The 17,312-nt window shown below is 72.1% G+C and carries 16 protein-coding genes and 1 pseudogene; 8 read left to right on the top strand and 9 right to left on the bottom strand.

What is annotated here, in order from left to right:
- Positions 1-168: 168 nt before the first annotated feature.
- The 3 genes and pseudogenes from ACFY0F_RS31610 to ACFY0F_RS31600 all read left to right on the top strand — a co-directional run.
- Positions 169-828: a TetR/AcrR family transcriptional regulator gene (locus ACFY0F_RS31610; protein WP_388801878.1), complete on the top strand. Its 660-nt coding sequence runs from the start codon at positions 169-171 to the stop codon at positions 826-828.
- The gene (locus tag ACFY0F_RS31605; protein WP_388801875.1) at positions 821-1,141 is read left to right on the top strand and encodes a hypothetical protein; all 321 of its coding nucleotides are present in this window, start codon (positions 821-823) and stop codon (positions 1,139-1,141) included. The genes ACFY0F_RS31610 and ACFY0F_RS31605 overlap by 8 nt, the downstream gene beginning before the upstream one ends.
- A 115-nt stretch (positions 1,142-1,256) precedes the next feature.
- A pseudogene (locus ACFY0F_RS31600) lies at positions 1,257-1,865 on the top strand (coiled-coil domain-containing protein); the annotation flags it as partial.
- A 44-nt stretch (positions 1,866-1,909) separates the two neighbouring features.
- On the opposite strand, the gene ACFY0F_RS31595 reads toward ACFY0F_RS31600, so the two are convergent.
- The 6 genes from ACFY0F_RS31595 to ACFY0F_RS31570 are packed head-to-tail and all read right to left on the bottom strand — an operon-like array spanning position 1,910 to position 7,911.
- Positions 1,910-2,227 carry a cupin domain-containing protein gene (locus tag ACFY0F_RS31595; protein WP_388801872.1) on the bottom strand — a complete coding sequence of 106 codons (318 nt, stop codon included), beginning with the start codon at positions 2,225-2,227 and terminating at the stop codon, positions 1,910-1,912.
- A 58-nt stretch (positions 2,228-2,285) separates the two neighbouring features.
- Positions 2,286-3,539, bottom strand: coding sequence for a styrene monooxygenase/indole monooxygenase family protein (locus ACFY0F_RS31590; RefSeq protein ID WP_388801869.1), 1,254 nt, complete (start codon positions 3,537-3,539; stop codon positions 2,286-2,288).
- 32 nt (positions 3,540-3,571) lie between these two features.
- Entirely contained in the window at positions 3,572-4,225 is a 654-nt protein-coding gene (locus ACFY0F_RS31585; protein WP_388801866.1) for an ATP/GTP-binding protein, read from the bottom strand.
- Positions 4,206-4,625 (bottom strand): DUF742 domain-containing protein, encoded by a 420-nt coding sequence (locus tag ACFY0F_RS31580; RefSeq protein WP_388801863.1) that lies wholly within the window; start codon positions 4,623-4,625, stop codon positions 4,206-4,208. The genes ACFY0F_RS31585 and ACFY0F_RS31580 overlap by 20 nt, the downstream gene beginning before the upstream one ends.
- Positions 4,622-5,119, bottom strand: coding sequence for a roadblock/LC7 domain-containing protein (locus ACFY0F_RS31575; protein ID WP_388801860.1), 498 nt, complete (start codon positions 5,117-5,119; stop codon positions 4,622-4,624). The genes ACFY0F_RS31580 and ACFY0F_RS31575 overlap by 4 nt, the downstream gene beginning before the upstream one ends.
- A complete protein-coding gene (locus ACFY0F_RS31570; protein ID WP_388801857.1) occupies positions 5,116-7,911 on the bottom strand; it encodes a nitrate- and nitrite sensing domain-containing protein in 2,796 nt (931 codons plus the stop codon). The genes ACFY0F_RS31575 and ACFY0F_RS31570 overlap by 4 nt, the downstream gene beginning before the upstream one ends.
- Before the next feature lie 384 nt (positions 7,912-8,295).
- On the opposite strand from ACFY0F_RS31570, the gene ACFY0F_RS31565 reads away from it, so the two are divergent.
- Positions 8,296-9,084, top strand: a complete 789-nt coding sequence (locus ACFY0F_RS31565; RefSeq protein ID WP_388801854.1) for a protein phosphatase 2C domain-containing protein — start codon at positions 8,296-8,298, stop codon at positions 9,082-9,084.
- 49 nt (positions 9,085-9,133) lie between these two features.
- Here ACFY0F_RS31565 and ACFY0F_RS31560 read toward each other — a convergent pair whose 3' ends face one another.
- The gene (locus ACFY0F_RS31560; protein WP_388801851.1) at positions 9,134-9,625 is read right to left on the bottom strand and encodes a MarR family winged helix-turn-helix transcriptional regulator; all 492 of its coding nucleotides are present in this window, start codon (positions 9,623-9,625) and stop codon (positions 9,134-9,136) included.
- A gap of 263 nt (positions 9,626-9,888) precedes the next feature.
- On the opposite strand from ACFY0F_RS31560, the gene ACFY0F_RS31555 reads away from it, so the two are divergent.
- A complete protein-coding gene (locus ACFY0F_RS31555) occupies positions 9,889-10,713 on the top strand; it encodes a lysozyme (protein ID WP_388801848.1) in 825 nt (274 codons plus the stop codon).
- A 63-nt stretch (positions 10,714-10,776) separates the two neighbouring features.
- On the opposite strand, the gene lon is transcribed toward ACFY0F_RS31555, so the two are convergent.
- Both lon and ACFY0F_RS31545 read right to left on the bottom strand, forming a co-directional pair.
- Positions 10,777-13,200: an endopeptidase La gene (lon, locus tag ACFY0F_RS31550; RefSeq protein ID WP_388801845.1), complete on the bottom strand. Its 2,424-nt coding sequence runs from the start codon at positions 13,198-13,200 to the stop codon at positions 10,777-10,779.
- A 461-nt stretch (positions 13,201-13,661) separates the two neighbouring features.
- Positions 13,662-14,411 carry a rhomboid-like protein gene (locus tag ACFY0F_RS31545; protein ID WP_388801842.1) on the bottom strand — a complete coding sequence of 250 codons (750 nt, stop codon included), beginning with the start codon at positions 14,409-14,411 and terminating at the stop codon, positions 13,662-13,664.
- Positions 14,412-14,605: 194 nt separating this feature from the next.
- Here ACFY0F_RS31545 and ACFY0F_RS31540 point away from each other — a divergent pair, with 194 nt between their 5' ends.
- The 3 genes from ACFY0F_RS31540 to ACFY0F_RS31530 all read left to right on the top strand — a co-directional run bounded on the left by ACFY0F_RS31540 (position 14,606) and on the right by ACFY0F_RS31530 (position 17,250).
- Positions 14,606-15,283 (top strand): spermidine synthase, encoded by a 678-nt coding sequence (locus ACFY0F_RS31540; RefSeq protein WP_388801839.1) that lies wholly within the window; start codon positions 14,606-14,608, stop codon positions 15,281-15,283.
- A 123-nt stretch (positions 15,284-15,406) separates the two neighbouring features.
- Positions 15,407-16,144: a response regulator transcription factor gene (locus ACFY0F_RS31535; protein WP_388801836.1), complete on the top strand. Its 738-nt coding sequence runs from the start codon at positions 15,407-15,409 to the stop codon at positions 16,142-16,144.
- Positions 16,141-17,250 (top strand): sensor histidine kinase, encoded by a 1,110-nt coding sequence (locus ACFY0F_RS31530; RefSeq protein WP_388801833.1) that lies wholly within the window; start codon positions 16,141-16,143, stop codon positions 17,248-17,250. Before ACFY0F_RS31535 ends, ACFY0F_RS31530 begins: the two co-directional genes overlap by 4 nt.
- Positions 17,251-17,312 lie beyond the last annotated feature (62 nt).

The raw sequence follows: 17,312 nt of genomic DNA, 5'->3' as shown, positions 1-17,312 counted from the left end.
CACCGCCTGCAGCGGCTGACAGCCACGCGGCGGAGCCGCACACCGGCACAGCCTCGACGACATCGGACTGCTGCGGGGCGTCGGCCGACGGCTGTGGTGGTCGTCGGGGCTGCTCGCCTGAAGAGGCGTCCCCGGCTGAGCGCGCTGCAAGCGATTACGCTGCGGTGCATGACCCCGGAGGCCGCCCCCACTCCCGCCTACCGTCGCCTCAGCGTCGAGGAGCGGCGCAGTCAGCTGCTCGACGCCGCGCTGTCCCTCTTCGCGCACCGGGCGCCGGAGGAGGTGTCGCTGGACGACGTGGCGGAGGCGGCCGGGGTTTCGCGTCCGCTGGTGTACCGGTACTTCCCGGGCGGCAAGCAGCAGCTGTACGAGGCCGCGCTGCGCTCCGCGGCCGAGGAGTTGGAGCAGTGCTTCGACGAGCCCCGCTTGGGCCCGCTGCTGCCCCGCCTGGCCCGTGCCCTGGACCGCTACCTGGCCTTCGTCGACGAGCACGACGCCGGTTTCAGCGCCCTCCTGCAGGGGGGCAGCGTCGTCGAGACGTCCCGGACGACCGCGATCGTCGACGGTGTGCGCCGGGCCGCCGCCGAGCACATCCTCAGCCACCTCGGCGTCACGGAACCGGGTCCGCGCCTGCGCATGACCGTCCGGATGTGGATCACGGCGGTGGAGGCGGCCTCCCTCATCTGGCTCGACGAGGACAAGCAGCCGCCCGTCGACGAGCTGCGCGACTGGCTGGTCGAGCAGTTCGTGGCCGTCCTGACGGTGACCGCGGGCCGGGATGCGCAGACGGCGGAGCTGGTCACGACGGCCCTGGCCGGGGATGCCTGACACTGGTCCCGTGAAGAGTCAGGACACCCCCTTCGAGGGCGGCCCCATGGACGGGCGCGTGCTCCCCGTGCTGCTGGGCATGACGGGCCACCCCCCGAAGACGTACCGCATCCCCGTCCCGGACCCCGACGGCGGCCCGCCCACGGTCCTCGTCTACCGGCGGGTGCCCCGGGAGCAGAGCAGGCGCACGGGGATGGTGCGCGGATGGAAGTACGCGTACGACCCGGAGGCCGGCCCGGGCCGCGGGATCAGATGGCCCTGGTCCAAGCCCGGCCCCGGCCGGACCGGCGGGCCGGACGACACCGGCGGGTGAAACCGTTGCGCCGGACGGCGCACACCTGTTGCACGTCTCGCCTGTACCCGCCTCATGCTCGCGGTGCGGAAATACGAATGGCGGATCGTCCGCCTACCGCACCGGAGGTGATGACGTGTCAGGAAGACTTGTGCGCCTGGTGTGTACGGCCACGGTGGCGGCCCAGGCCGTCCTCGTACCCGCGCCCACCGCGTCCGCCGTCCCGCAGCCCCCGCGGACCGTGGCCGAAATGCTGACGGAACTGCAGCGGCTCTACCGGCAGACCGAGCAGGCCACCAGGACCTACGAGAGCACCGGGGAGCAGCTCGGGCGGCAGCGCGCCGAGGTCGACCGGCGGGAACGGGAGCTGGCCCGCGCCCGCCGCGCCCTGTACGACAGCAGGAACGCGGCGGGCAGGCTGGCCCGGCAGCAGTACCAGAACAGCACCGCCATCTCCCCCTACGTACGGCTGCTGCTGGCCCGCGACCCGCAGCACGCCCTCGACGAGGGCCATGTGATCGGGCGGCTGGCACGCGAGCGGGCCAGAACCGTGGCGCGGCTCGCGGACAGTGAACAGCGCAGCGACCGGCTGGCCCGCCAGGCCCGCCAGGCCCTCGACGTACAGCTCACCCTCGCCGCGCAGCGCGGGAAGGCCCGCGACGACGTACGCCGGCAGCTCGCGGAGATCGAGAAGCTGCTCGCCTCCCTCACCCCGGAACAGCTCGCCGCGCTCGGCAGGCCGGAGCCCGCCGTCACACTTCCGCCGGCGCAGGACTCCCCCGGACCCGGTCAGCGCAGTCCGGGTTCCTGACCGGCGGTCAGCGGAAAGTAGCCGAGGAACGTGACGTCCTCGTCCATCGCGTCGAAGTGGGCGATGGGAACGCCCGCGGGCTCGAAGAACACGTCTCCCGGTCGCAGGACGGTCTCGGCCTGGCCCTCCACCTGGAACCGGACCGTACCCTCGACGATGCTCCCGACCACGGGACCGTTGTGCACGTGCCGCCCGGACGCGTGCCCGGCCAACCTGTGGATGCGCCCGACCTGTACTCGCTCGGTTGCGAGAGCCTCGCCGGCATGACGACTGCGGGCCGCCCGAAGGCGGCCCACAGTGATCGGAGAGTCGGAGAGGACTACGACGCCGGCCGGCTCCCGGGTCGGAGGCCGCTCAGGCCCCGGCGACCGAGGCCAGGTAGGCGGCCGTCTTCTCCGGCTCGTAGAAGAAGTTCTCGAAGTCCGCCGGGTCGTTGAACGCGTTGGCGAAGCGGTCGGCCACCGGCTGGAGCTGGCCGGCGGCGCCGATCAGGTTGAGGATGTGCTCCGGCGGCGGGGCCAGCATCGCGTTGGTCCACTTGGTGACGTGCTGGGCCGTCTGCCAGTAGCGGTCGAAGGTGGCCTGCATCCACTCCTCGTCGAAGGGCTTGTCGCCCTGCTCCAGGATGGAGGCGAGGTAGGCGGCGGCGCACTTGGACGCCGAGTTGGAGCCCTGGCCGGTGATCGGGTCGTTGGCGACGACGACGTCGGCCACGCCGAGGACCAGGCCGCCGCCGGGGAGGCGGCCGATGGGGTTGCGGACGGTCGGGGCGTAGCGGCCGGCGAGCGTGCCGCCCGCGTCGGTCAGCTCGACCCGGGTGGCCCGCGCGTACTCCCAGGGCGTGAACTTCTCCATGAGTTCCAGGGTCAGGGAGAGGTGCTCCGCCGGGTCCTTGACGCCCTTGAAGACGTCCAGCGGGCCGCCGGGTATGCCCTCCCAGAACAGGATGTCGGCGCGGCCGGAGTTGGTGAGCGTCGGCATGACGAACAGCTCGCCGACGCCGGGGACCAGGTTGCAGCGGACCGCGTCGAACTCCGGGTGCTCGGGGCGGGGACCGAGGCCGTGCACGTACGCCACCGCCAGCGCGCGCTGCGGCTCGCTGTACGGGGACCGCTGGGGGTCGCGGCCGAACATGGACACCAGCTCGCCCTTGCCCGCCGAGACGAGCACGAGGTCGTACGTACGGGAGAAGTAGTCGAGGTCGGAGACCGCCGCGCCGTGGATGACGAGCTGGCCGCCGCGCTGGGCGAACGTCTCCATCCAGCCGGCCATCTTCACCCGCTGGTCGACGGACTGCGCGTATCCGTCGAGCCTGCCCACCCAGTCGATCGCCCGCTGGGTCGGACCCGGGTCGTGCGAGCCGGGGGCGGCCACCGAGACGCCGAGTCCCTGGATCTTCGGGGCCTGGGACTCCCAGAAGTTCAGCTGCAGGTCGCGCTCGTGCTGCAGCGCCGTGTGGAACATGCACTGCGTGGACATGACCCGGCCGGAGCGGATCTCGTCCGCGGTCCGGTTGGACATCAGGGTGACCTCGTACCCGTGCGACTGGAGGCCGAGGGCGAGCTGGAGACCGGACTGGCCGGCCCCGACGACGAGTATCTTCCGCATGCGGGTGGTGCTCCTAGATTGCTTTTCGGGTGCTACTCGGGGGTTTCGTCGAGCGCGTGGCCCACGAGTGCCAGCAGGGTCTCGATCACCGAGATCCGGCGGCGCGCGTCCATGATCATGACAGGTATGTGTGCGGGGATCGTGAGCGCCTCGCGCACGTCCTCGGGCTCGAACAGCTCGCTGCCGTCGAAGTGGTTGACGGCCACCACGTACGGCAGCCCGCAGCTCTCGAAGTAGTCCAGCGCGGGGAAGCAGTCCCTGAGGCGACGGGTGTCGGCCAGTACGACGGCGCCGATCGCACCGCGCACCAGGTCGTCCCACATGAACCAGAAGCGCTGCTGGCCCGGCGTGCCGAACAGGTAGAGCACCAGGTCGTCGTCGAGCGTGATGCGGCCGAAGTCCATGGCCACGGTGGTGGTCAGCTTGCCGGGCGTGGCGGTGAGGTCGTCGGTCTCCTCGCTCGCCTCGGTCATCAGCGCCTCGGTCTGCAGGGGCGTGATCTCCGAGACGGAGGTGACCATCGTGGTCTTGCCGACCCCGAAGCCGCCCGCCACGACTATCTTCGTCGCGACGGGGGCCCGGGTGCGGTCCGTCTGCCAGGACTTCAGGTCCTCGTCGGGCTCGGCGAGGGGGGTTCCCGGGGTCTGCCCGTAGGGGGCGACGGCGTCAGAGACGGCGGAGTCCATTCAGCACCCTTTCCAGCAGTGCGCGGTCCGGCCGGCCGGCGCCGTGGTTCGTTCCGGTTCCGTACACACGGATCTTTCCCTGGTCCGCGAGGTCGCTCAGCAGGACGCGGACCACGCCGAGCGGCATCTTCAGCAGCGCGGCGATCTCGGCCACCGTGCGCATACGGCGGCACAGTTCGACGATGGCCCGCATCTCCGGCATGACCGCGGAGAGCGGAGCGCTCGTCAGCTCCTTGCGCTCCTCGGGGGCCTCGATCGCCGCCGTGGTCGCCACGAAGGTCTCCACGAGCAGGACGTGGCCGAAGCGGGTACGGCCGCCGGTGAGCGAGTAGGGGCGGACGCGGGCGGGCCTGCGGTCGCCGCCGCGGACCGGGAGCTTGTTCGGCGTGCTGCTGCTCATCGAGCGCTCCCCGTCGACTCGGACTCCATGGACTTACGGAGCTCGCTGCGCAGCTCGGGCGTCAGGACGTGTCCGGCGCGGCCGACGAAGAGCGCCATGTGGTACGCCACCACGCTCATGTCGCACTCCGCGGAGCCGTGCACACCGAGCAGCGAGCCGTCGCTGATCGACATCACGAACAGACTGCCCTCGTCCATCGCGACCATCGTGTGCTTGACCCCGCCGAACCCCATCAGCTTCGCGGCGCCGACGGTGAGGCTGCCGATGCCGGAGACGATGGTGGCCAGGTCGGCGGAGGAGCCGCGGGGGCCCTTGCCGGGACGGGCCTGGCGGGCCTCCGCCGCGGCGGCGGGATCGGAGGACAGCAGGAGCAGGCCGTCGGAGGAGACCACGGCGACGGACTGGATGCCGGGGACTTCCTCCACCAGGTTGGTCAGCAGCCAGTGCAGGTTGCGGGCCTCCCTGCTCAGTCCGAAGGTACTGGGCGCGGTCAACTGCTTGCCTCCTCGACTGTGCCCCCCGTGGCTTCTTCGGTTGTGGCGGCTTCCGCCTCTACGTGGCGGTAGCCGGCTTCCGCGCCTTGGCGGAATCCGCCGAGCCTGCGGCGCAGGGCTTCGGCGTCTACGGAGCCACTGCGCCTGCGGGGTGCCTGTGCCGGTGCGCTGATCTTCGGGGTGCGCTTGGGCAGGCCCTTGGCGGTGAGTCGCTCTTCGTCGTCCGTGCGGGTGTGTTCTTGCGGGTGCGCCTCGGCTTCGCCTTCGGCGGTCGTGCTCCCACCGGCACCACCCGTGCTGCTTTCGTGGCCTGGCGCGGGTGGCCCCTGTGGGGGCTCGGCGCCGTCGGCGGCTGCGGGTGCGTGGGTGGGTGCGGGGGCCGGCTGGTGCTCGGCGTCGCCGGCGGCCGCGGGTGCGTGGGTGGCCTCGGGTTCGGGGGCCGGGGTGGGCTGCAGGTCCGGGAGCAGGAGTTCCATCGTGCTCTCGGCGGGGGTCTCGGGGATCTCCCCCGGGATCCGCTCGGCGGACTCGTGTACGGGCTCCGCCGCGTCCGGCGCGTTGCGTACCGCCCGCTCCGCCAGGGTCACCAGCGGGTCGCCGCCGGTGTGGCGGCCGTGCAGGACGTTGGAGTTGGCCTCGGCGTCCGCGCCCGGCAGGGAGAAGGTGTGGGTGCCGCCCGCGACGGTGGGCGCGGGGACGGCCGCCGCCGGGGGCTGGGACAGCAGGGGCCCGGGCAGCACCACCACCGCGGCCACTCCGCCCTGCTTCTGCTCGCGGAGCTGGACGCGGGCGCCGTGGCGGTGGGCGAGGCGGGCCACGACGTACAGGCCGAGGCCGAGACCGTCCTCGCCCTCCTGGTCGTAGGGCGACTCGGGATCGAAGTCGGCGAGGCGGGAGTTGAGGCGCTCCAGACGGTCGCTGGTCATGCCGATGCCCTCGTCCTGCACGGAGAGCATCACCTCGCCGCTCTCCAGCAGCCAGCCGGAGACCTCGACGGGCAGGTCCGGCGGGGAGAACGAGGTGGCGTTCTCCATCAGTTCGGCCAGCAGGTGGGAGAGGTCGTCGGCCGCGAAGCCCGCCACGTGCGCGTGCGGAGGCAGGGCGGCGATGCGGACGCGTTCGTAGCGCTCGATCTCGCTGACCGCCGCCCGGACGACGTCGACCAGCGGGACCGGGCCCGGGTGCTGCTGGACGTGCTCGGTGCCGGAGAGCACCAGGAGGTTCTCGCTGTGGCGGCGCATGACCGTGGCGAAGTGGTCGAGCTTGAAGAGGGTGGACAGACGCTCGGGGTCGTCCTCGCGTTCCTCCAGGCCCTCGATGACCGCGAGCTGGCGTTCCACCAGGCCGAGCGTGCGCAGGGCGAGGTTGACGAAGGTGCCGCCGATGCTGGTGCGCAGCCGCTCCAGCTGGGCGGCGGAGTCGTTGAGTTCGGCGCGCAGTTCCTCGCGGGCGTCGGCCATCTTCTGGCGCTGGCCGACCAGGTGCTTGCGGTCGGTCTCCAGGGTGGTGACGCGCTCCTGGAGGGCGGCGGCGTGCGCGTGCAGGGCGTTGACCGAGCGGACGACCTGGGCGAACTCGTCGTTGCGGCCGGTGAACTTCACCGGTTCCTGTGCAGCGGGGTCCGCCGCCTCGGCCAGGCGGGCCGAGCCCCGGCGCAGTACGGACAGCGGGCGGGTGAGGCTGCGGGCCATCGCGGTGGCGATGCCGACGGCCACCAGCAGCAGGGCGCCGAGGACGGCGATCCGGATCTCCAGCGCGGTGACGTCGTCGTCGCGCAGCTTGGCGAGGTCCTTGGTGCGGTGGTCGTAGAGGGCGGACTCCACGCCCCGCATCAGGTCGACCCGGGCGGACAGGGCCGCGTCCAGTTTCTTGGTGCTGGTGGCGAGGTCGTCGTCGCTCAGCGCCGGCTGGTCGGTGAGGGAGGCCAGGTACTTCTCGGCGGAGTTGACCTCGGGGCCGGTGACCGTGGAGTCGTAGGAGGCGACGGCCGGCTTCGGCGCGGTGTCGCGGAAGTCGGCGAGGGCGGCGTCCGAGCGGATCCGCGCCTGCTGGGCGGCGGCGGTGAGGGCGTCGCGCTGCTTCTTCTCGGCGCCCGAGGCGGTGGTGGTCGTGGTGGGCAGGCCGGTGGTGGGGCTGATCACCGTCTGCTCGCTGGAGGGCACGTCGAGGGCCGCCACGAGCAGGCCGCGGGCGGCGGCGGCCTGCTGGACGGCGGAGTCCAGCTCGGCGAGCGCGTACGCCCCGGAGCCGGCCCGCGGGGGCGTCTGCTCGGCCAGTTGCTCGGCGAGCCGGTGGAGTTCGGTGATCGCGGCGGAGTAGGCCTGGTGCGCTTCGAGGGCCGTGCTCTTGCCGGTGAGCGCCGATCGGCGTACGGCGGCGATGCCGTCGAGGTCCATCCGCAGCGAGTGGGGGAGGTCGGTGTCGGCGCGCAGGTCCTCGGTCTGCCGGTCGACGCGGGCGCTGCGCTGCTCGGAGGGCGCCTGGGACTTGGGGCGGCCGGCCGCGACGTAGGCGGTGACCTCGTCGCGTTCGTCGGCCAGCGAGTGGGCGAGGGTGAGGGCGTCCTGGGTGCTCTGCGCGAGGGTCACCAGGTCCTGGGAGTCGCTCAGCTCCCCGGAGGCGGTGAGCAGGGAGGGGACTCCGGCCCCGGCTATGGCGGCGGCCACCACGGCGACGGCGACTATGAGCCGGTTGCGTACGTGGGTGGGGCGGCCGGTGCCGACCGGGGTGCGCTCGGCGTCCCCTCCCGAGGCCGTCTGGTTGCCTGTGCGCCGAGGCCGCGTCTTCTGCACCGGTGCTCGCATTCCTGAACTCGTCTACCCATGGGCCCGGGTGGCGCCCCGTCACGTCGGCGCGAGCGGTGCCCGCACCCGGTACGGTCCGTCCCCCGACCCTCCCAGTGCCGGTGGTCAGTGGTCGCGCATCAACTGGCTCGCCACCCAAAGGAGTGAACATCGGTTGGGAGTTGGCGGGCAAGTTCCTCCGGTGTGTGCGCAGGCCCTCCGCGGTGGGCCGGTTGGACGCGGACGGCAGGCTTTGGCAGGATTCGCCGGCACGCCTTCCCGGAGCACGCCATTCCACCCCAAAACAGGCGCCTGACCTGCGAGGTGGCGGGAATTCCGCGATCTTTGCCAGCCTTTCGCGGACGTTGTGAAAGGGTCGTGCAGACTGGCCGAATGCGTACTGAACTCGTTTCGGAACCGGGTGACGCGAGCCGCCCCAACGAGGACTTCGCCGCGGTCGCGCTACCAGCCTCCGGGCAGGGCGGTTGTGTCGTCGTCCTCGACGGTGTGACCCCGCCGAGGGGCGGCGCGGGCTGTCTGCATTCCGTCCCCTGGTACACCGCGCGGCTGGGCGGTGCGCTGACCGAACTGGCCGTTTCGCACCCTGATCTGACCCTGCCGGAGATACTCTCCCGGGCGATCGGTCGAACGGCCGACGCACATTCGGCCACCTGTGACCTTTCTCACCCGCGCACCCCCCAGGCGACGGTGGTCCTGGCCCGCTGGACCCAGGACACCGTGGACCACCTGGTCCTGTCGGACTCGGCCCTGCTGCTGCGGTCCCCCGACGGCACGGTCACGCCCGTCCTGGACGACCGGCTGGACCGGATCCCCCGCGCCTGGCTGGCGAGCGAGGCCGTCTGCGACGCCCGGGCCCGCAACAAGGAGGGCGGCTTCTTCACGGCCGCCGCGGACCCGGAGGTCGCCGCCCGCGCGGTCACCGGCACCCTCCCCCGGCACGAGGTCCGCGCGCTGGCCGCGCTGACGGACGGCGCGACGCGCTGGGTGGAGAAGTTCCGGGAGGGCGACTGGACGGCCCTGTGCGACGTCATCCGCAAGGAGGGCGCACGGGCGGCGGTCGACCGGGTGCGGGAACGGGAGGCGGCGGACCGGGAGGCCCGGGCGTTCCTCGGGCGCGGCAAGACGCACGACGACGCGACGGTGGTGTACGTGGAGCTGTGAGGCGGCCCGCTCCCGGCCGTCGGACCGCCCCGCCCGGCCGGAGGGGGTCCTACTTCTCCATGGTCCCGTTCAGCTCGTGCAGCAGCCGCGCCAGTTCGGCCACTTCCCGCCGGTCCCAGTGCGCGAGCTGGCTGAGGTAGCGCGCGCGGCGGGCCTCCCGGACCTTGCCCACCCGGCGGCGGCCCTCGTCCGTCAGGCTCACCAGCCAGGCCCGTCCGTCCGCCGGGTCGGGCTCGCGGGAGATGAGCCCGAGCTCCTCCAGGGCGCGCAGCTGGCGGGACATGGTGGCCTTGCCGACCCCGATGTAGGCGGCGAGTTCCGTGGCGCGCTGGCTGCCGTGCTCGTCGAGGCGGACGAGGAGGCCGTACGCGGCCGGCTCCAGGTCGGGGTGGACCTCGCGGGCCATCTCGCCCTGCTTGGCGCGGGCACGCCGCAGGAACACCGTCAGCTCGCGCTCCAGTGCCAGGAACTCCTGGTCCGCACCGCTCGGCGTCACCTCGGCGGCGACGGGTTGTCCGCCGCCGTTCGCGTCCTCGTGCACGTCAGCACCTCTGCTCGGGTTTCCCGGTCCTGAAAGTTTTTGCCGGGCTTCGTCGTTGCCGCAGCTCTCCAAGTATTTCGCAGGCGTAGACCAACGGCGGTATCCGGACCCCCTTCCACGCCGTCATCTACGTGCGTAGCTTCATGAACAGACCCTCAATGGCATGCCCACGCCCGCGCCAGTGGATCAACCCGTGGGTTCCCGAGGGGTCCCCCCACTTCTCCGCACTCCCCCACACCCCCTCCTCGTCACGGAGGCGCGTCATGTCCGTGTCCAGATCCCGTTCCATGCGTCCGCGCGCGCTCACGGCCCTCACCACCGCCCTGCTCGCGGCCCTCTCCCTCACCGTCCCCCTGTCCACCGCGCACGCCGCGAGCACTCCCGTCCGCGGCACCGCCCACATGGGGATGGGCGTCCTCGCCCACGACGGCCAGGACGGCAGCCCCGCCCCCACCGCCGTCACCCGGACCGAGGGCGTCGACGTCTCCGCCTACCAGGGCAACGTCGCCTGGTCGACCCTGTGGAGCAGCGGGGTCAGATGGGCGTACACGAAGGCGACGGAAGGCACGTACTACACCAACCCGTACTTCGCCCAGCAGTACAACGGCTCCTACAACGTCGGCATGATCCGCGCCGCCTACCACTTCGCGACCCCGGACACCGCCGGCGGAGCCACCCAGGCCAACTACTTCGTCGACCACGGCGGCGGCTGGTCCAAGGACGGCAGGACCCTCCCCGGCACCCTCGACATCGAGTGGAACCCCTACGGCGCCGCCTGCTACGGCAAGTCCACCAGTGCGATGGTGAGCTGGATCGCCGACTTCCTGAAGACGTACAAGGCGCGTACGGGACGGGACGCGGTCGTCTACACGGCCACCAGCTGGTGGAGCCAGTGCACGGGCGACTACGGCGGCTTCGCGTCGAGCAACCCGCTGTGGATCGCCAAGTACGCGTCGGACCCGGGGACGCTGCCGGCGGGCTGGGACTTCTACACCATGTGGCAGTACACCTCGTCCGGGCCGACGGTCGGGGACCACGACCGGTTCAACGGGGCGCCGGACCGGGTGGTCGCCCTCGCCAACGGCTGACGTCGGGGCGAAGGCCCGGGCCTCCCTCACGGGACCCGGGCCTTGCCTCTCCGACTGCGTCCGTCACGCCGCGGCCGGAACCTCCGGCGCCGCGTCGCTGGTCGCGGGCGCGAGCGCCAGCTCCAGGACCTGGCGGACGTCGGTCACGGTGTGGACGTCGAGCTTGTCCAGCACCTCGGCCGGGACGTCGTCCAGGTCGGGCTCGTTGCGCTTGGGGATGATCACGGTGGTCACCCCGGCGCGGTGGGCGGCGAGCAGCTTCTGCTTGACGCCGCCGATGGGCAGCACCCGGCCGGTCAGCGAGACCTCGCCGGTCATCGCCACGTCCGTGCGGACCAGCCGGCCGGACAGCAGCGACGCGAGCGCCGTCGTCATCGTGATGCCGGCGCTCGGGCCGTCCTTCGGGACCGCGCCCGCCGGGAAGTGGATGTGCACGCCCCGGTCCTTCAGGTCGGCGACGGGCAGCTCCAGTTCGGCGCCGTGACTGCGCAGGAAGCTCAGCGCGATCTGCGCGGACTCCTTCATCACGTCGCCGAGCTGACCGGTGAGGGTCAGTCCCGCCGCACCCGTCTCGGGGTCCGCGAGGGACGCCTCGACGTACAGGACGTCACCGCCCGCGCCGGTCACCGCGAGGCCGGTGGCCACGCCCGGGACCGCCGTGCGGCGCTCGGCCGGGTCCTGGGCGGACTCGGGCACGTGGTGCGGCCGGCCGATCAGGTCGCGCAGCTCGCCGTCGGTGACGGTGAACGGCAGTTCCCGCTCGCCGAGTTCGTGCTGGGCCGCGACCTTGCGCAGCAGCCGGGCGATCGATCGCTCCAGGTTGCGCACGCCCGCCTCGCGCGTGTACTCGCCGGCGAGCTTGCGCAGCGCGCTCTCGTCGAGGGTGACCTCGTCCTCGCCCAGGCCCGCCCGGTCGAGCTGGCGCGGGAGCAGGTGGTCGCGGGCGATGACGACCTTCTCGTCCTCGGTGTAGCCGTCGAGGCGGACCAGCTCCATGCGGTCGAGCAGGGCCTCGGGGATGGCCTCCAGGACGTTGGCGGTGGCGAGGAAGACCACGTCCGACAGGTCCAGTTCGACCTCCAGGTAGTGGTCCCGGAAGGTGTGGTTCTGGGCCGGGTCGAGGACTTCGAGGAGGGCGGCCGCGGGGTCGCCGCGGAAGTCCGAGCCCACCTTGTCGATCTCGTCGAGCAGGACGACCGGGTTCATCGAACCGGCCTCCTTGATGGCGCGGACGATTCGGCCGGGCAGCGCGCCGACGTACGTACGCCGGTGGCCGCGGATCTCGGCCTCGTCGCGGACGCCGCCGAGGGCGACCCGGACGAACTTGCGGCCCATGGCGTGCGCGACGGACTCGCCGAGGCTGGTCTTGCCGACGCCGGGCGGGCCGACCAGGGCCAGTACGGCACCGCCGCGCCGGCCGCCGATCACGCCGAGGCCGCGGTCGGCACGCCGCTTGCGCACCGCCAGGTACTCGGTGATCCGTTCCTTCACGTCCTCCAGGCCCGCGTGCTCGGCGTCCAGGACCGCCTTGGCGCCCTGGATGTCGTACGCGTCCTCGGTCCGCTCGTTCCACGGCAGTTCGAGGATGGTGTCGAGCCAGGTGCGGATCCAGCTGCCCTCGGGCGACTGGTCGCTGGACCGCTCCAGCTTGTCGACCTCCTTCAAGGCCGCCTCGCGGACCTTCTCGGGCAGGTCGGCGGCCTCGACGCGGGCGCGGTAGTCGTCGGACTCCTCGCCGTCCTTCTCGCCGTTGAGGTCGCGCAGTTCCTTGCGGACGGCTTCGAGCTGGCGGCGCAGCAGGAACTCGCGCTGCTGCTTGTCGACGCCCTCCTGGACGTCCTTGGCGATGGTCTCGGCGACGTCCTGCTCGGCGAGGTGGTCGCGCAGTTGCTGGGTGGCGAGCTTCAGGCGGGCGACCGGGTCGGCGGTCTCCAGCAGCTCGACCTTCTGGTCGGTGGTCAGGAACGGCGAGTAACCGGCGTTGTCGGCGAGCGCGGAGACGTCGTCGATGGCCTGGACACGGTCCACGACCTGCCAGGCGCCGCGCTTCTTCAGCCAGCTGCTGGCGAGGGCCTTGTACTCCTTGACGAGTTCGGCGACCTGACCCGGCAGCGGGTCCGGCACGCTCTCGTCGATCCTCGTGCCCTCGACCCACAGCGCCGCACCCGGCCCGGTGGTCCCGGCACCGATCCGCACCCGGCCGCGGCCGCGGATCAGGGCGCCCGGGTCGCCGTCGGCGAGCCGGCCGACCTGCTCGACCGTGCCCAGCACACCCGTCTTGGCGTACGTCCCCTCGATGCGCGGCACCAGCAGCACCTTGGGCTTCCCCGGCTCCGACCGGGCGGCGGCCTGCGCGGCCTCCACCGCGGCCCGCACCTCGGAGTCGCTCAGGTCCAGCGGGACCACCATCCCGGGCAGCACGACCTCGTCGTCGAGGGGCAGCACGGGCAGGGTGAGTGGTGTGGACGCCGTGGACTCAGCAGTCATGATCTCCCCTTAGGCAGTCAACTTGAGCTATGCCGACTCAATGCTCGTGAGCCTTTGATTGTTCCCCAAGGGGTGTTCGCTGTGAGCGATCATCAGGCGGGCATCGCGCGTGCCCCATCGGAAAAGCACTTGCCGCCCGCCCTCGCATTCCCCGTACGGTGCACCGGATGAGCGACACCTCGGCGTTACTCGCCGCCTACGACGCCCAGATACGCGCGACTCCGCCGGCCCCGCCGCCCGGGGTCACGCACGAGCACGACGGCAGGCTGCTGCGGACCGTCGGTCTGTTCCGCGGCATCCTCAACGCGCCGCCCGACCTGGAGACGCGCGGACCTCGGCCGCGACGGAGCGATGGCTGCGCCCGGCGATCCCGGGGCGGCCCGCGACCCGGATCGCGGCGTCGGTGGTCCGCTGTCGCAGCTCCGGGTCGTGCCGTCGTGCAGAGCGACGGCCGGTGGAGGTCAGGCCGTGCGGGCCCGCTGCCCGCGGCGGACCCCCGGCCAGGTGGCCACTCCTATGGCCAGGGAGATCAGATGGCCCCAGTCGGTCATCGGGTCGGTGAACGCGATCAGGTCCTGGACGAGGATCCAGGCGGTCAGGGCCAGCAGTGGCCAGCGCAGCCACGGGGTGAGCAGGCCGGCCAGTGAGCCGACACAGGCCGCCACGCCGAAGCTGATCCCGTAGTCCATGCGGTGCAGGGAGCTGTCCGGCAGATGACCGGCCAGGACCGCGAGTCCGACGGGCACTTCGGTGGCGAGCGTGGCCAGTACGTGCCCGAGCAGGAAGACCCCGGCCGCGCGCGCCGCGCCCACCCGCCGCTCCAGCGCCGTCAGTACGAGCACGAAGCCGAGCGTGTACGGCGACACGAGCCCGCCCGCGACCCACAGCGCGCTCGCCGTCAGCACCAGCACCGGCGTGCGCAGCAGATGGGCGACATCCGTGCTGGAGGCCTGGTGGAGGGCCTGGACCAGGGACGGGTGGGCGTACCGGGCGACCAGGGAGGTGACGGCCAGCACGGCCGCGTAGCCGAAGGTGAACGGCGTACCGGTCGGGGTGGGCAGCAGCCGCAGGAGGCGGCGGGCCGGTGACGGGGCGGGGGCCGGGCGGGCGGGCGGAGCCGGCGCCGGGGCGCTCTGCGCCGCCGGGCCTCGCTGGCGCGGCACGCCGTCGAGCAGCTCGGCCGTCCTCGCGGCCCGCGCGGTCGGTTCCACGGTGAGGCGCTCCTTCCGTCCCGCCCCACCCTTCGTGTCCCACTGGTCGCTGTCTATGACCGACGCCACGTGGGACGGGATTCTCAGGAACCTCTCAAGCTCCCTGGCGGGCGCGCGGCGGGCACCATGGCCGACATCCGCCCGTCACCGGTAATTCCGCTGCCCGCAAAGCCCGGTTCGGGCAGGATGACCAGGTGAACGCCACCCACGAAACCCCCGTGGTCCTGGACCGCCGTCAGGGCCCCTACGGCGAGGTGGTCCTGCGCCGGCATGGGGAGTTGCTGCAGATCATCGCGAACGGCTGCTTCCTGATGGACACCTCCGACGGCCGCTCCGAGCGGCTGCTCGTGGACGCCGCCCGCGACGCCCTGGACGGCCGGCCCGAACCGGAGGTGCTGATCGGCGGACTGGGCGTCGGCTTCTCGCTCGCACACGCCGCGGCCGATCCCCGCTGGGGCCGGATCACGGTCGTCGAACGCGAGCGCGCGGTCATCGACTGGCATCTCGACGGCCCGCTGTCCGCGCTCTCCGCCACCGCCCTCGCCGACCCGCGCACCCGGATCGTGGAAGCCGATCTGCTCGACCACGTCAATGAGACATCCGCCACGTACGACGCCCTGTGCCTGGACATCGACAACGGGCCGGGCTGGACTGTCACCGACGGCAACGGCGGCCTGTACTCACCGGCCGGACTCGCGGGCTGCGCAGGGATCTTGAGGCCGGGCGGGGTGCTCGCGGTGTGGTCGGCGACACCCTCCCCGGAATTTGAAGATACCTTGCGGAATGCCGGGTTCCGGCAGGTGCGTACCGAAGAGATCCCCGTTGCCCGGGGCGTTCCGGACGCCGTACATCTCGCCGTACGACCTGGATAGCAAAGGCGACGCAACTCCCCGTAATGTGCATCCCTGACGCGGATCATTCAAGCGTCAATCGCAACCATGCGCAGACCGAGGAATCACCCCACTGGTTCCGGAAAGCACACTCAGGGGCGGGCGATGGAGCAGACACACACCTCCCAGAACGGCACGGCGGCCACCCCGGGCGCACAGCGCCGGGTCCTCGTGGTCGAGGACGACGCGACGATCGTCGACGCCATCGCGGCCCGGCTCCGCGCCGAGGGATTCCTCGTGCAAACGGCCGGTGACGGACCGGCCGCCGTGGACACCGCAGAGGCCTGGCAGCCCGACCTGCTGATCCTCGACATCATGCTGCCCGGCTTCGACGGTCTGGAGGTCTGCCGCCGTGTGCAGGCCCAGCGGCCCGTTCCGGTCATGATGCTGACCGCGCGCGACGACGAGACCGACATGCTGGTCGGGCTGGGCGTCGGCGCCGACGACTACATGACCAAGCCGTTCTCGATGCGGGAGCTGGCCGCGCGGGTGCACGTGCTGCTGCGTCGGGTGGAGCGGGCGGCGATCGCCGCGTCCACCCCGCGCTCGGGCATCCTGCGCCTGGGCGAGCTGGAGATCGACCACGCGCAGCGGCGTGTCCGGGTCCGGTCCGAGGACGTCCACCTCACGCCCACCGAGTTCGACCTGTTGGTGTGCCTGGCGAACACCCCGCGCGCGGTGCTCTCCCGGGAGCAGTTGCTGGCCGAGGTCTGGGACTGGGCGGACGCCTCCGGCACCCGGACCGTCGACAGCCACATCAAGGCACTGCGCCGGAAGATCGGCGCCGAGCGCATCCGTACCGTGCACGGCGTGGGTTACGCCCTGGAGACCCCGACGCCATGAGCGACGGGCCGCTGCCACGGCGAGGCCCCGGGGATCCCTGGGGCGGCGTACGCCCGTTCTCGATCAAGACCAAGCTGGGCGCGCTGGTCGTCATCTCGGTGCTGATCACGACCGGGCTGTCGATGATCGCGGTGCACACCAAGACGGAGCTCCGCTTCATCACGGTGTTCTCGATGATCGCCACACTGCTGATAACGCAGTTCGTGGCCCATTCGCTCACCGCGCCCCTGGACGACATGAACACGGTGGCCCGGTCCATCTCGCACGGTGACTACACCCGCCGGGTGCGGGAGAGCCGCCGCGACGAGCTGGGCGACCTGGCGCAGACGATCAACGTCATGGCCGACGAGCTGGAGGCGCAGGACCGGCAGCGCAAGGAGCTGGTGGCGAACGTCTCGCACGAGCTGCGCACCCCCATCGCGGGGCTGCGGGCGGTGCTGGAGAACGTCGTCGACGGGATCGCCGAGGCGGACCCCGAGACCATGCGGACGGCACTGAAGCAGACCGAGCGGCTCGGGCGGCTGGTGGAGACACTGCTGGACCTGTCCCGGCTGGACAACGGGGTCGTACCGCTGCGCAAGCGGCGCTTCGAGGTGTGGCCGTATCTGTCGGGCGTGCTGAAGGAGGCCAACATGGTCGCCTCCGCACGCGCGGGGATGGCGTCCGGCTCCGGCAACCACACCCGTAACGACGTCCACCTGCACCTGGACGTGTCCCCGCCGGAGCTGACCGCGCATGCGGATCCCGAGCGGATCCACCAGGTCGTGGCGAATCTCATCGACAACGCGGTCAAGCACAGCCCGCCGCACGGCCGGGTGACCGTGAAGGCGCGGCGCGGGCCGCAGCCGGAGTCGCTGGAGCTGGAGGTCCTGGACGAGGGGCCCGGCATCCCTCGGGCGGACTGGCACCGGGTCTTCGAGCGCTTCAACCGGGGCAGTGCCGTACGACGTCCGCACGGACCGGGCAGCGACGGCGGCACGGGGCTCGGTCTGGCGATCGCCCGCTGGGCCGTCGATCTGCACGGCGGCCGCATCGGAGTGGCCGAGTCCGAGCGGGGCTGCCGCATCCTGATCAGCCTGCCCGGAGAGCACTCCCCACAGATCTGACGGCGCGGCCGGCCTCCGCGGGCCGGGCGTCGGGCGCTGCGGCCGGATCCGGTTGGCCGGAT

Source organism: Streptomyces sp. NPDC001544, from assembly GCF_042894285.1.
Classification (GTDB): Bacteria; Actinomycetota; Actinomycetes; order Streptomycetales; family Streptomycetaceae; genus Streptomyces.
This window is presented reverse-complemented; position numbering and strand designations above follow the sequence as displayed.